Raw genomic sequence first — 14466 nt, 5'->3', positions numbered from 1 at the left:
CTGCAATTTCAGTAATACCGTAAACGAACAAGCTGTCTCCAAAAAATTACTCAAATCAAACGAATAGGCGAATTCGCATACGGTGCATGATCAGCCGATCAAGGGTGACATTTCTGGATTCGCTGCTCATGACGTAAAATCGGGCACGATAGCGGCCGCAAAGGCTGTGCCAGAGCCTGTAGCGCGCAGATGATTGCCGGACAGTTATCTGTAAGCATCCGTGAACATGAGGCGAATGGCTCGATTTACACAATTACTTCCCATTTTTTTACACGTTACTTCTGCGAACTGATGGCTTGATCTCCAGCACAAGTATTTCTGCGCAGTAGAAGGTTCAGGAACAAAAGGTCGCATGGGCCGCACGGAATGAGCTCTGAAGCCTGCAGAAGTAAAGTCTTTTCATGGCAGCGAAGCACCCACGCTAGGGATTTAGTTCTCAAAATGAAAAGAGATTACTTCCGAGAGCTTTGATTGCTTCAAAATCTGCGCGTAACCGGGCTAATCTCGAAACACCTTGTTACGTGTAATGTATATTATGTTAAATGATGTGTCAGAGTGGAATTTCCTATGCTTGAGGTCAAGCTCCACCACTTTCCGATTTTGCAGACGTCTAGGCTCTTCTTGTGAGAGTTGCGATTTGATAATACGTAGCGCTAAGTAACCCCGCTAACCCGCACGGTTAGGAGCTTCCGGAGATACCATCGAATGTCCTCACCATATTCAGTGGGGTCGATGCGATACGCTGACTCGCAATATGACTCTCCGTGTGAGGTACTGCACCGCGCCAGTTCTACTAATCTACAACAGTGGCTCACCTACTTTGCGGCGCAGCGGAGGTTGATGATGAGAGGCCTGATTAGTGAACTTGATATTTTCCAGCAAGAAATTCTCGGTGGCGACCATATGCACGCCATCACTTGCATGACCGAGCTGCTAACGGAGTACCGCCAAAGTTTGCCCGACACGCTTTGGCAGGACGACATAGTCGATCAATGTCGTGAACATCCGATTTTTCAACTACTCCAGGAAGACCCCTACACCTCACGAGCTTTCGAAAAGCCCAGAGGCTACCCAGGGGATGCTGTAATGCTGGATTACGCCTACTTTCAGAATCCGCCTCCCGACTCCAGCGCGATCGGAAAATTAATATTCGAGGTTGTCACCTCAAGCCCAAATGCACTGAGCGTACGCTGGCGCCGTGAGCACATTGCAGGCTTGATTGAGCGGCTGGCATCCCATCGGGAAACGCTTTCTATCATGAGCGTCGCTTGTGGCCACTGCCGAGAACTGGAGCTTCTCAAACCCGAGACCCGACTGCGGATCCAGCGCTTTGTCGCATTTGATAATGACTTAGAGACGCTGAAGCTTGCCACTCTAACGTGGTCGGAAATCATCAAGTGGCAGTGCAATGTCAAGAAGCTGCCTGAAAGTGATGATTACGATGGATTCGACTTCATCTACAGTATTGGCATCTATGACTACCTAAATCGCGCCCAGGCAATGGCGCTTACAGCTTGGCTGATGGGTAAACTGAATCCAGGAGGGAAACTCCTGATCGCAAACTTTACACCGGACAACTGGGGGCGGGGCTATATGGAAGCTTTCATGGACTGGAAACTCGTGCTCAGGACGCGCGAACAGATGAGGGCGTTCATACCTGCGGACTCATCACCACATTCCTGCTTGTATTTCGACCCCTATCGCAATGTGATCTACCTACTACTCACCCGGGAGCTGTTGACGCCGATGCCAAGTTGACCCGCGTGCCGACGGTCTCGCTAGCATGTGTGCACTCGCACCTGAAACCGCTGCATGCCTTAGTAAACTGCAGGTGGCATCTGGCGCCTATCATTCAAGGATCATCTACGGGCCTCATACCGAGCCAGAGATCCTGAAGGATACTTAGCGAACAAGCAGTCCACGCTCGACGGAATTACAGAGCTTCGTCGACGTATTCTTGCGGCGTTAGCCCACCACTATTACCTCGTAGAAACTCAACCGCTTTCTGACGGCAATGGGGCTGTGGCGAGGATGATCATTCATAAGCATTTCGCTCGGATACCCTACGCACGGCCACGTTTTGACGCCGACGTTTTGAGAGCTGGAGCAACACTCCAGCTCTCGCAGCCAAGCCCCCGACGTAAAAACTCTTACGCTAAGCAGAAAGCTCAACGTAGCTAGACTTCGCCGCCTACCGCCGCCATAAAGATGGGGATCGGTCCAAAGTCCTGATCGGAGATCGGACCGCTGCGGCCGAACGAACGAGCAATATTGATCAGCCGCCTGCACCGTTCCCAGGCGGCGGGATAATCGGTCAGCATCCTGCAGACGCCGCTGGCCAGCAGAATTAGCTCGGCCCCCAGGTAGTGGGCCAAGTCATCGGCAATCTGGCGCTGAACCTTGGCCAGCCGCTCCCGGCCCTTCTCGCCTTCCGATGGAACGAGGCAAACCAGACCGTTGTCGACGACGATCACCGTTGAGTGGATCCCTGCCCGCGTCAGGATTCGCGAAACGTTGTGATGCAAGTTCTTCGGCTCTGCGGCCTTGGCTCCGTAATCAATTGCCGCGCATTCTTTCGCTTCGGCCAACGTATACGGGAGATTATTGCGCGGCAACAGGCCATTCTTGGGATGACTGATCCCGTTGCTTGCGAGGCGTCATGACCCTGCTTTTCAAAGTTGATACCGATCGCGGCCTGGCCTGGAAAAACCTGTTTGAGCGACATGCTTCGGACATTGACGTTCGGTTCTGGCCGGACGTCGGCGCCCCCCACGCAGTGCGCTACCTGGCGACGTGGCAGCCGCCACCAAACGTCCCCTGATGCTCCCGAATCTACAAGCGATATTCGCGACTTCCGCGGGTGTCGATCAGTTCGATCTGAGCTGCCTGCCGCCTCAGGTCGAGGTTGTGCGCATGCTCGACCCCGGCATCGCCCAGGCGATTGTCGAGTACGCCTGCTTCGCGGTCCTTGCCCTGCATCGAAAATCGATGACAGGCACCCAGATCAAAGCGTCAGCCCGCTACCGCTGTGGCGCATCAAAGGACTCTATAGATCTCCGAAATCACCTGCATCGTTGCGTCCTCGATCGTTCCTTCATTACGGCATAAAACCCAGCCGTGATCTGCAATCGCTTGCTCGAACGCCGTGGTACAAGCGACATGTTCTTCCAGCTTATGGATCACAGTACTGCTCAGCCCACGCCGTCGTGCCGCTGCCCTCGCCCATGAAATATCAGGGGCGGTGACAACCCCGACATGCAGGTCTGGCACTCGCACGTTTCGATCAATGTTCAACTGTAGAATCTCTGCAAACGGGATTATCCGGCGAAACGCGGCATCAGATGGGTACCAGCGATCGATCAAGATAATGCTGTCTGGTGGCTGTTTAGCCAGCACGTGCCGGGAAATCCAGGTACGGCTATCAGCAAAGCGCTCACAAACCTCCAACTCCAAATCCCGGGTGGGATTTCTGACGAGTTTGTTAACGAGGGTCATTGTTTCACCCCTATGGGGATCGCTTTTTCTCTCGCAAAGTCGGATCACCTTTTTGTTGTCTGCCCTCAGTGCTTTCGTAACGGCCTCCAACAGTGTGGTTTTACCGGCTCCCTTGGGCCCATCTAGAGAAATAAACAGCGGAGGATTCATTCTTCACATAACGATAGATATACGGTTTTTTTTGCCCTGTTCGTTTGCTGGAACCGCTTGGCGCGACTATGCGAATCGAGTGGAGGGCCCTTATGAACAGACATTGATGAACACTCTAACCTGATTTGCAGCTATTGCTGAACATCACCCAAGTCATTCCAGTATGGCGGAGTGCCAATCACATCAAGAAAGTAGTCCGGTTTGACTGGCGGGATTAGGAGCGACCTCGCTAGAGCGTCGCTCCTCTGATTCCAGAAACCTGTCCTGCAGCATGTGCCCATTTACGCGCTGCGTTAGCCCGCGATCTTTTTTGCAAGCTCAGCGACGTGTTTGCCTTGGAAACGCGCAATATCCAGTTCATTTTGTGACGGTTGCCGTTTACCGTCGGCGCCTGCCAGGGTGGTCGCGCCATAGGGCGTACCGCCGGTGATTTCGCTCATGTTGGTCAGCCCTGCGCAGGTGTAAGGCACACCCACGATGACCATCCCCTGATGCAGGAGTGTGCTGTGGAACGACGTAATAGTGGTTTCCTGGCCACCGTGCTGGGTTCCGGTCGACGCAAAGACACTGCCGATTTTCCCGACCAGCGCGCCGCTCATCCACAGTCCGCCGGTCTGGTCGAGAAACGTGCGCATCTGCCCTGCCATATTGCCAAAGCGCGTCGGTGTACCAAAGATGATGGCATCGTAATTGCCCAGCTCGTCAGGTGTCGCCACCGGTGCCTTCTGGTCAAGTTTGACGCCGATGGCTGCTGCCTGTTCGGCCGGGATGGTTTCGGCGACACGCTTGAGCGTCACGTCGGTGCCGGGGACGGATCGCGCGCCTTCGGCCACTGCGCCAGCCATCGTTTCGAGGTGACCGTACATTGAGTAATAGAGAACCAGTACCTTCGCCATGATTTTTTCCTCGATTAAGTGTCATTCGATGGATCAGGAAGATCTTGGATTACACCACTGCCAACGACCAACAGCGGCAGGTGCTTTGACGGCATGCGGACTTAACACTAGCAGCTCCATATGCTGCCTGCCGGCAGGCTGAGACGCTCCCATTGCCCTCCCCATCCCAGAGCAGGCTGCCAATCAGCTGCTGGTGTTAAAAGTTGCCGGCACATTCTTGTTCCATCCCGAGCATGCCGGGCAAGTCACTAAACCAGTACTTTCCAGCCCAATTGCTCACGAGCCTCTTGCAGGTCGGATTGCAGATCGTGATCCCACAACCAATCGAAACGCTCTGCCAGGGTTTCGCCCAGCAATTGCTCGTCATCGGCTACCGCCGGATCACGCAGCTCGTAGAGCTCGCCGGCTTCCCAGGAAGTGCGTTGCACACGACAGGCACGTGGACGACGAATAGCGTCATAGACCTCAAGCACCGCTTGCGGGCGGCTCGTCAGAACCTGCGGGTCGGCCAGCAATCGGGCCAAAAGCCAGGCATCTTCCAACCCCTGCCCTGCACCAGCGCCCTGGTGCGGCAACATGGCGTGGGCCGCATCGCCAATCAGCCCTACACGGCCGTGCACGTAACCCGGCAGCTCTTCAAGTTCATGTAGAGCCCAAAGGGTCGGCGCTGGAATGCACTCGAGCAACACTCGCGCGGCATCGCCCCAATCGGTGAAAGCCGCAAGCATTTCTTCCTGGCTGGCATTACGAACCCATGGGGAATCGCTCGGCCAGGAGGGGTCAGGCCGACTGCGGTCTGAAATGAAGGCCACTACGTTGATCAGCCGGCCTTGCTTGACCGGGAATGTGAGGATGTGTGCGTCGAGCCCCAGATACATCTGCGGGACATCGACAAGGTGTTCATCGACACCCCGAGCCCGATAGGCCGCGCGCAACTGTTGGCTGTCGATCATTCCCCGGTAGGCGCAGGTGCCGCTGAAGCGCGGTGCCGCAAGGGGCTGACCGAGGCCTTGAAGCACATGATCACGAATCGAAGACTTGATGCCGTCAGCGGCGATCAGCAGGTCGCAGCGGTGTTCGCTGCCATCGGTGAACAGCACGCGAGCCTGTTCGGCATCCTGTTCTACGCTAACCGCGCGCTTGCCGAATTGGGCGATGCCCTCAGGAAGTTGACTGGCCAGCGCGTCGAGAAAATCCGCACGATGCACCGAAGACTGCCCTACCCCTTCGGCAAGACTCGCGCCGAGGTAACCGGCATCCTCGCCGCGGCGCCATTCGAACCAAATATCCTGCCAGGGATCAAGCGTGCGGTCAGCGATCTGCCGGTAGGGTTCGGCAATACCCAGTCCCGCTATGGCACGAACGGCGTTGGCGCCAAAGGAAACACCGGCACCGACCTCGCCAAAGGCGGGGGCCGATTCGAACAACTGCACGCTGAGATGGGTGTGGCGGCACAGATCCAGTGCCAAAGCCACGCCGGCGATACCTCCGCCGACAATACCGATGTGCAAAGTAGATTGAGAGGTTTGCATAGCAAGTTACCCATGAGGCTGATTGTTATTGGAGTAACTGAATCATCGCCATCTGAGCGCTATTGATAAATACCGCAACTCCCATACTCAACATTACGAATGTGAATATTGTTCGCCGGAAAAATGCGGCTTTAGCGCAACGCTCTTCACCTGAAACGGATCCAGGTGAAGGGCGTTGCACGAAGGGTTCATCCAAGGTGGATCGTGCCGAATAAAACATTCGGCAAATGGGTTTAACGGGATGCAAGAACACCATTCAACTTCGCCACTTGCGTAGCCAATGCGTCCATCAGATCTGGCGACAAGCAATCGTAAGGTTCCAAACCGAGTGCGCGCAGTTTTTCGCGAATATCCTTCATGTCCTCCGGCGGGGTGCCGGTTTCGATGAGCGACGAAACGAAGGCTGCAAAGCCCGGTGCAGCCCAACCTTTTTGCGGAGAAAGCTCGGTATGCACAAAGTCCAGGCCATAGAACGCATGGTCTTTATTTTCGATGCGGCCGTACATATGCACATGGCACTCTTTGCAAGCATGTCGTTGAATAGTGGCGCGCTCATCGACGATGACCAGCTTCTCAGCGTTCGCGATGACGCTGACTTTATCGCGAGGAACGACAGCTATGACCGCCAATTTCGCACCGGCGGGTTTCCAGCACTTGCTGCAGCCACAGGCATGATTGTGCAGAGTCTGAGCGTCAATCCTGATCTCAACCTTATCGGTCGGACACAGACATTGCAGGGTACCGCCAGAGAAATTTGCAGCGCTTGGTTCTATGCCGTTATCCAGTGAAGGATGAAGCTTCAAGTTGCTCACGATAAACCTCCAGTATCAGGGAGTGTTCGAACTGGATCTGGAGCCTGAGCTCCAGGGTGCGGATCAGTATTTGATAGTGCCTTCATGCATCAGATCGAAGGCCTCATTAATACGTTCAAGTAGTATGGTATGAGTGACGAAGGGAGCCAGATCGATTTCGCGCGTTCTGTATCAGGAAGACCAGAATGGCTATTGCTCCTACCAGCCCCGGAATTGCGAAGATGAGAAAACTCGCCTGCAGCGGCAACGATGAGGCATGCAGTGCGCCGCCCAGTAGAGGACCGATGATGGCCCCCGTGCGACCCACTCCCATCGCCCAACCAAGGCCTGTAGCCCGTATCTGTGGCGGGTAATACTGCACGGTGCAAGCGTTGGCCAGGATTTGCGTGCCAATGGTGCATGCCCCGGCAACAGCGATGAGTAAATAGAGCACAGGTAATGGGGCTTTGAGTGCGAGCAGGCTCAGGGCCAAAGCCCCGCAACTGAAGAAGGCGAACAAGACCTTTGCGATGCCTATTCGATCACCCAGCCACCCGCCGGCCACCGCGCCGATAATCGCACCAAGGTTCAGCGCCACCAGAAACGCCAGGCTCGAGTTCAAGCCGTAACCAGCGGCGCTCATGAGTTTTGGCAACCACGAGCTCAATGCATAGACCATCAACAGGCAACAGAAAAACGCCAGCCACAGCATGAAGGTGCTCAATTTGCGCCCCTCTTGGAACAACTGTGCAATCGACGCGTTTGTGCCTTTGGCGACTGTGTGATTCAACTGATCGGTTGCGCTGGGCTCATAGCTCGGTACGGCCTGCGTCAGTAATATCCGGGCTTTGCCCGTCTGCCCGGTGCGCAAAAGGAAGTCCAGCGACTCGGGCAACTGCCGTATCAAAAATGGCAACGCCAACAGTGGGATCAAGGCCACATAGAACACCGCTTGCCATCCCCACTGAGGAATCAACACCATGCCCAAACCCGCAGACAGCATCCCTCCTAGCGAGTAGCCACTGAACATGAGGGCGACCAAGGTGCTGCGGGATTTCTGGGGTGCGTACTCGTTCATCAACGCGACAACATTCGGCATGACCCCGCCAATCCCCAGACCGGCAACAAACCGGCACAACGCAAAAGCCTCTGGGCTCTGCACCAAGCCGTTGAGCGCGGTGACACCGCTGAATAGTGTTACGCACATCATGATGGTTTTACGTCTGCCTATCCGGTCCGACAATGATCCGAAAAACAGTGCACCCAACATCATTCCCACCAGCGCACAACTACCCAGCGCTCCCGCCTGTAATGAGCTCAGCCCCCACTCGGCCATGAGTGAGGGCAACACGACCCCATAGATGACCAGGTCGTAGCCGTCGAAGATGATGATGAGTGCGCACCAGAACAGCACGCGCGCATGGAAGGCATTGAAACGTGCCCCGTCAATCAGGGCTGATACATCGATCGTACGCATGGCATCGCTCTTTTTGTCATTGTTATAGAGCCGGAGGATCAGACGCCTCCGGGCGTTGCGCGGTGCCCAACTAGCTGACCGATAGGCGCGTAGTTCTTGAGGGACGTAAACCGTTCAGAATTTGGGCATGCGGCGATCATGGCCAAGGCATCAACGGTGATAAATGCAGCGATCCGAATACCTACTATTTCGAACGTGAATAAAGATCAGACACGAGCAAAAGCCAGGCAACCCTTACGATGGACGCGACGATGTAGCAGTTGATAGGCTTGCGGTTCTTGCAGCGGCCATTTCAGAGCGGTGCAGACCCAACGGCGGGCAACGGTTCATTGCCCTGGCATGAGCCAATCTGCATGAGGCTTTATGGAATTACGTGAGCTGGATCTCAATCTGCTTTTGGTGTTCAACCAACTGCTCATCGACCGCAGGGTTTCGACTGCGGCGGATAATCTCGAGCTGACCCAACCGGCGGTCAGCAACGCGCTAAAGCGGTTGCGTACCGCCTTGAACGACGAGCTTTTCGTACGCACCTACCAAGGAATGGAACCCACGCCTTATGCCCGACAGTTGGCTGAGCCGGTTGCACTGGCCATTCAGACTTTACGTGACGCGTTAAGTCGACAGGACACGTTTGACCCGCTCAACTGCAATCGCAGATTCACCATGGCCATGACCGATATTGGTGAAATCTACTTCATGCCTCGGCTGATGGATGCTCTGGCTGAACGCGCTCCTGGTTGCTCGATCAGCACACTGCGCAACAACACCGATACCCTGGCCGAAGGGCTACAGAACGGTGCGATCGACCTTGCCGTCGGGTTGCTGCCTCACCTTCAAGCGGGCTTTTTTCAACAACGCTTGTTCCACCATTGCTACGTCTGCTTGTGCCGCAAAGGCCATCCTGCCACCAGGGAGCCGTTGACGCTTGAGCGTTTTTGCAGCTATGACCATGTTCGTGTTGTAGCGGCGAACACCGGACACGGCGTCGTTGATACCTTCCTCGCACGGGCGGGCATCGAGCGAAACATACGCTTGGAAGTCCCGCATTTCGTTGCGATAGGCCACATTCTTCAACGCACGGATTTGCTGGCAACAGTGCCTGAACGATTCGCCCTCAGTTGCGAACAACCCTTTGGACTTACCGTCCTGCCGCCGCCTCTGGAATTGCCGAAAATCGAGATCAATCTTTTCTGGCATGCCCGATACAACAAGGATCCGGCCAATCGTTGGTTGCGCCAGCTCATGTTCGAGCTGTTTTCGGATTAATCGTGGCAAGCGTTGAGAGAACGCTTTGAACAGGTCGCTTACTGCCTTGTTCGCCCAGGAATGGCGATACGACTGGTCGTCTTGACCTCACGCAACGCTAGACTTGACTGGATAGACGCTATCCCGAGTTGTCGCCTCAATACGCTCTCTACAAAGTCACTGTAACTATCGAGATCCTGAGCCAGTACTTGCAAAAGGTAATCGGCATCGCCAGTTATCTTGTGACAAGACAAGACCTCCGGGAGCTGCATGATGACGGCTTCAAAGGCTTCGGGGGTGTGGTCGGTGTGCGTGGCAAAGCGGATATGCACGAACGCCATAATATCCAGCCCCAACTTCCGCCGATCCAGGTTGGCCTGGTAATCCTTGATCACACCCTCCTCTTCCAATCTCTTACGTCGCCTCCAGCATGGAGTCAGGCTTAACGAAAGACGCTCACTCAACTCCGCGTTGGAAATGCTGGCGTCTTCCTGCAACAGGGCAAGGATAGAAAGGTCGGTATCGTCAAGCGTTGCGCGATGGGTATTTTTTTTCTGCATGATGCCATCCAGTGGAAAAATATCCCGATTACGCTAGCAGAACGAGAATGAAAAGCAAAGAAAGTGCATCCGAACGCGAACAAACTATTGGCACTGGACCACAATGACGGATGCGTTTAAATGCTTACAGTTTTTAGCGACTCTCATAGATTGCACCATGGCACTGAACTAAAAGATGGTGTTCTCAAACCTTCCTTCGAACAGCCAAGTCGAGCGGATACCGTTCGCGACCGAGTCCGGCACGTGGAGCTCGGCGATATCATCGTCCCGCGAACGTTTGACCGGGCGTGCTACGTCAATGCACACAGTGAGCGCTATGTTTCCTTTCTGGAAACCGCGTGGTCTGAATGGACGGCAACCGGTCGGGAGCATGACGCCCTGCCCTTGGTCTGGCCGGTACGCGACTTGTCCAATGAGCAAGTCCCGGACTTCATTGATGGCAAGCTCGGCTTTTTTGCCATGGATGCCGGTTCGCCGATCACCGCGACCACCTGGGAAGCAGTCAAAACCAGCGCGGACATTGCACTCACCGGGCTGTCGTTGATCAACGAAGGCCAAAACAGCGCCTTTGCCCTGTGTCGTCCACCTGGGCACCATGCTGCTCGTGAATACATGGGCGGTTACTGCTACCTGAATAACGCGGCCATCGCCGCGCAACATGCACTGACTCAAGGCGCTAAACGTGTCGCGGTGCTGGACGTTGACTTCCATCATGGCAACGGAACGCAAAACATCTTCTATAACCGCAATGATGTGATGTTTGTCTCTCTGCATGGAGAGCCGTCGGTTTCTTATCCTTATTACTCGGGTTTCAGTTCCGAGTGCGGAACAGGTGCCGGCGAAGGTTATAACCTGAATTATCCTTTGCCGAAAAATACGACGTGGCAGAGCTACCAGAACGCCCTGATTCATGCCTGTAAGAAACTTCGGAGCTTCGCGCCCGAGTTGTTAGTCATTTCTTTGGGCGTCGATACATTCAAGGACGATCCGATCAGCCATTTTCTTCTGGAAAGTGATGACTTCTTTGGCATGGGTGAAATTATCGCCTCTGTCGGCGCCCCCACACTCTTCGTCATGGAGGGCGGATATATGGTCGATGAAATTGGCATCAATGCGGTCAATGTATTGCATGGTTACGAGAGCAGGCAATCCTAAGTTTCGGCGAACGATATAACTTCCTTCGGCTTACAACTCAGAGAGAAACATATGACTCTATTCATAGACGTTGATCATGCTGCCACGCTTTTTCGAAAAATCGGAATCGGTAATGCCATCAAGCAAATGGCGCTCTACATCAAAGCCGACTATTGCCGTTGGGCCGACTTTGATAAGTCCCCACGTACCGCCAATCATTCCGCCTACGGGGTCATCGAGTTGATGCCGACCGACGACGGCAAGCACTATTCATTTAAATATGTGAATGGCCATCCCGCCAATGCCAGCAACCATCTGCTGACAGTCATGGCGTTTGGTGTTTTGGCGGACGTTGATAGCGGATACCCCACGGTCCTCAGCGAACTCACCCTGACCACTGCGGTTCGCACAGCGGCAACGTCCGCCCTGGTAGCCCAGTCCCTGGCACGCAAGGGCTCGACACGCATGGCCATTATCGGAAATGGCGCCCAGAGCGAATTCCAGGCCATTGCCTTTTATGAAATGCTCGGGATCAGCGAGGTGCGGATATTTGATATCGACAGTGCTGCTTCATTGAAGCTGAAACAAAACCTGGAAAGCTATACCGGCATCAATGTCACCGTAGCCTCCTCGGTGCATGAAGCTGTCAAAGGCGTCGATATCATCACCACCGTCACGGCGGACAAGGCCTACGCGACAATCTTGACGCCCGACATGATCGAGCCTGGCATGCACATCAACGCGGTTGGCGGTGACTGTCCCGGGAAAACCGAACTTCACGCAGATATCCTGCGCAACGCTCGAATCATTGTCGAGTTTGAACCCCAGACGCGCATTGAAGGGGACATTCAGCAACTGGACGCTGACTTTCCTGTCATCGAATATTTCCGCATCGTTCGGGATAACGAACCGGGCCGAGAAAGTGACACTCAAGTCACAGTGTTCGACTCAGTCGGGTTTGCGCTTGAAGACTTTTCTTCACTTCGTTATTTGCATGACCAAGCTGGCAAATATGCGGTTGGCGAGAGAATTCATCTCGTTCCCACACCCGCCAACATAAAGAACCTGTATCAATTGATTGAGGGTAACGCTCACTGATTAACCGCTACTGCAAGAGTGCGAACCGGCACCCTGTCCCTGCAAGGCGTAATATTTACAACAATAAAACACACACTATTTCTCTGCCAAAACTCAAAAACATAAAATCAAGAGGTTTTGTGATGAAATCAGATACGCATGAAATAACTGAAAATCCTGCATTACAGCGCACGCTCAGCAACCGCCACATTCAACTAATGGCCATGGGCGGTGCTATTGGTACTGGCCTGTTCATGGGTTCCGGCAAGATCATCGCCCTCTCCGGAACCTCGATCATACTTATCTATATGATCATCGGCCTGTTTGTTTACTTCGTCATGCGTGCCATGGGAGAGCTACTTCTATCTAACCTGAACTTCAAAAGCTTTGCTGATTTCGCCGGGGCTTACCTCGGACCTCGTGCAGCCTTCTTTCTCGGGTGGTCATACTGGTTGAGCTGGAGTGTGGCCGTTGTGGGGGATGCAGTTGTCGTCGGGGGATTCTTTCAATACTGGTTCCCTGATGTACCGGCCTGGATCCCCGCCATCGGCATGATGCTGACGCTATTTGCCTTGAATGTGCTCACTGTCAAACTGTTCGGCGAGGTTGAATTCTGGTTCGCGATCATCAAGATAATCGCAGTCGTCGCGCTGATTTCCGTCAGTGTGCTGCTGATTGCCAGCTCCTTCGTCTCCCCCACTGGCGTAACGGCTTCCCTGACGCACTTGCTGGACAAACAAGCCGCCTTTCCTAACGGCCTGTTCGGCTTCTTCGCCGGCTTTCAGATGGCGATCTTTTCGTTTGCAGGTACGGAACTGATCGGCACCGCCGCCGCCGAAACCAAGTCGCCTGAAAAGACCTTGCCCAAAGCCATCAATTCCATACCGCTGCGGATCATCCTTTTTTATGTTCTGGCCTTGGCCTGCATCATCGCAGTGACCTCCTGGCAGCAGGTATCGCCCAACAAAAGTCCCTTTGTCGAACTGTTCCTGATCGCGGGTTTTCCAGCGGCAGCCGGCATTGTGAACTTTGTGGTGCTGACCTCTGCGGCGTCGTCCGCCAACAGTGGTGTCTTCTCGGCCAGCCGCATGTTATTCGGCCTGGCCGATCTGGGCAGTGCACCGGGTATCTTCAGACGGCTGTCGAAAAACAGCGTTCCGTTCATCAGCCTGGCCTTCACGACCTTCCTGATGCTGCTGGGGGTGTTGTTGCTGTTCATCATTCCTGAAGTCATCACCGCCTTTACCATCGTGTCGACGGTGTCGGCCATCCTGGTGATCTTTACCTGGTCGACCATCCTGGCGTCTTACATTGCTTATCGCAAAGCAAGGCCCGACCTGCATGCGCAATCCCGGTACAAAATGCCTGGAGGCGTGCCGATGGCATGGTTCTCCCTCGCATTCCTTGCCTTTGTGCTGTGCCTGCTTGCCCTTAGACCAGACACCCGCCTCGCACTGTGCGTGATGCCTGCATGGTTCATCTGGTTGGCAATCGCCTACCAATTCTCACAGTTCAGGAGCAGGAACCTGGCCAGCCTTGCAACCAGGCAACACGGCTGAAGTTGAAGCATGGCCATGGATTGGCCGCACCTCAAACGACGAAATCCGCTGCGCATCAACTATCCGGTGCAGGAATGTTGGCGGCCGCCGTCATCATGGGTGGGTCGTGGTACGGCGCGAAACCTGCCTCACCAATATAGGCGGAGGACTTATCAATAATTGAAGGCGGAGGAAAAGTTCATTTGTTAGTCCGAAATAACACTTATTGCATCGTGACAATTTACAGGCGTCAGTTCAGTGACTATCATAACCCTCACGTTAGAAAACCAGACGGTAAACGCATTGATCACGACCGTTATAGCGAATGAATAATTCATTCAAGCTGATGAATGGAGATAAAATAGATAATAGCCATAAAAAACAATGAGTTAAATGCAGAGTAGTAGTCGGAAGAAACCTTCTTAAAATCATCAAAAACTAAACAAGACCAACCGAGAACATAAAAGTTTCAAACGTTAATAATTAAAACAAATTGCACATATAACGCTTTGAAATATTCGCCATCAATGCTAATAATTCGGCCGGTTCCGGGTTCTTGGGCAACGCACCA

The 14466-nt window shown here is 54.0% G+C and carries 14 protein-coding genes; 6 read left to right on the top strand and 8 right to left on the bottom strand.

All coding sequences use genetic code 11. The features are described from left to right. Positions 1 to 843: 843 nt before the first annotated feature. Positions 844 to 1758: a class I SAM-dependent methyltransferase gene (locus PMI27_RS22160; RefSeq protein WP_008155408.1), complete on the top strand. Its 915-nt coding sequence runs from the start codon at positions 844 to 846 to the stop codon at positions 1756 to 1758. 419 nt (positions 1759 to 2177) lie between these two features. Here PMI27_RS22160 and PMI27_RS22165 read toward each other — a convergent pair whose 3' ends face one another. Next, positions 2178 to 2615, bottom strand: coding sequence for a hypothetical protein (locus tag PMI27_RS22165; RefSeq protein WP_008155410.1), 438 nt, complete (start codon positions 2613 to 2615; stop codon positions 2178 to 2180). Between the two features lie 44 nt (positions 2616 to 2659). On the opposite strand from PMI27_RS22165, the gene PMI27_RS31750 reads away from it, so the two are divergent. Continuing rightward, positions 2660 to 2821, top strand: coding sequence for a hypothetical protein (locus tag PMI27_RS31750; RefSeq protein WP_008155412.1), 162 nt, complete (start codon positions 2660 to 2662; stop codon positions 2819 to 2821). 11 nt (positions 2822 to 2832) lie between these two features. On the opposite strand, the gene PMI27_RS31745 is transcribed toward PMI27_RS31750, so the two are convergent. From PMI27_RS31745 to PMI27_RS22190, 6 genes are all read right to left on the bottom strand, one after another. Next, the gene (locus PMI27_RS31745) at positions 2833 to 2979 is read right to left on the bottom strand and encodes a hypothetical protein (RefSeq protein WP_160171630.1); all 147 of its coding nucleotides are present in this window, start codon (positions 2977 to 2979) and stop codon (positions 2833 to 2835) included. A 57-nt stretch (positions 2980 to 3036) separates the two neighbouring features. Further along, positions 3037 to 3645: a dTMP kinase gene (locus tag PMI27_RS22170; RefSeq protein WP_008155415.1), complete on the bottom strand. Its 609-nt coding sequence runs from the start codon at positions 3643 to 3645 to the stop codon at positions 3037 to 3039. A 293-nt stretch (positions 3646 to 3938) separates the two neighbouring features. After that, a complete protein-coding gene (gene wrbA / locus PMI27_RS22175) occupies positions 3939 to 4541 on the bottom strand; it encodes an NAD(P)H:quinone oxidoreductase (protein WP_008155417.1) in 603 nt (200 codons plus the stop codon). A 248-nt stretch (positions 4542 to 4789) separates the two neighbouring features. Next, positions 4790 to 6073, bottom strand: coding sequence for a salicylate 1-monooxygenase (salA, locus tag PMI27_RS22180; protein ID WP_008155418.1), 1284 nt, complete (start codon positions 6071 to 6073; stop codon positions 4790 to 4792). A gap of 233 nt (positions 6074 to 6306) precedes the next feature. After that, the gene (gfa, locus tag PMI27_RS22185) at positions 6307 to 6885 is read right to left on the bottom strand and encodes an S-(hydroxymethyl)glutathione synthase (protein ID WP_008155420.1); all 579 of its coding nucleotides are present in this window, start codon (positions 6883 to 6885) and stop codon (positions 6307 to 6309) included. A gap of 115 nt (positions 6886 to 7000) precedes the next feature. After that, complete coding sequence (locus PMI27_RS22190; RefSeq protein ID WP_008155422.1) at positions 7001 to 8341, bottom strand: MFS transporter; 1341 nt, start codon at positions 8339 to 8341, stop codon at positions 7001 to 7003. Positions 8342 to 8704: 363 nt separating this feature from the next. On the opposite strand from PMI27_RS22190, the gene PMI27_RS22195 reads away from it, so the two are divergent. Next, complete coding sequence (locus PMI27_RS22195) at positions 8705 to 9607, top strand: LysR family transcriptional regulator (RefSeq protein ID WP_008155423.1); 903 nt, start codon at positions 8705 to 8707, stop codon at positions 9605 to 9607. A 38-nt stretch (positions 9608 to 9645) separates the two neighbouring features. Here PMI27_RS22195 and PMI27_RS22200 read toward each other — a convergent pair whose 3' ends face one another. Beyond that, on the bottom strand, positions 9646 to 10146 hold the full coding sequence (locus tag PMI27_RS22200; protein ID WP_008155426.1) for an Lrp/AsnC family transcriptional regulator: 501 nt from the start codon (positions 10144 to 10146) through the stop codon (positions 9646 to 9648). Positions 10147 to 10266: 120 nt separating this feature from the next. Here PMI27_RS22200 and PMI27_RS22205 point away from each other — a divergent pair, with 120 nt between their 5' ends. From PMI27_RS22205 to PMI27_RS22215, 3 genes are all read left to right on the top strand, one after another. Then, on the top strand, positions 10267 to 11301 hold the full coding sequence (locus tag PMI27_RS22205) for a histone deacetylase family protein (RefSeq protein ID WP_008155427.1): 1035 nt from the start codon (positions 10267 to 10269) through the stop codon (positions 11299 to 11301). Positions 11302 to 11352: 51 nt separating this feature from the next. Then, entirely contained in the window at positions 11353 to 12378 is a 1026-nt protein-coding gene (locus tag PMI27_RS22210; protein ID WP_008155430.1) for an ornithine cyclodeaminase, read from the top strand. 122 nt (positions 12379 to 12500) lie between these two features. Beyond that, entirely contained in the window at positions 12501 to 13916 is a 1416-nt protein-coding gene (locus tag PMI27_RS22215) for an amino acid permease (RefSeq protein ID WP_008155432.1), read from the top strand. The last annotated feature ends 550 nt before the right edge of the window (positions 13917 to 14466 follow it).

Source organism: Pseudomonas sp. GM41(2012), from assembly GCF_000282315.2.
GTDB lineage: Bacteria > Pseudomonadota > Gammaproteobacteria > Pseudomonadales > Pseudomonadaceae > Aquipseudomonas.
The sequence above is the reverse complement of the archived record's forward strand: the minus strand, read 5'-3'. Positions and strand labels throughout refer to the sequence as shown.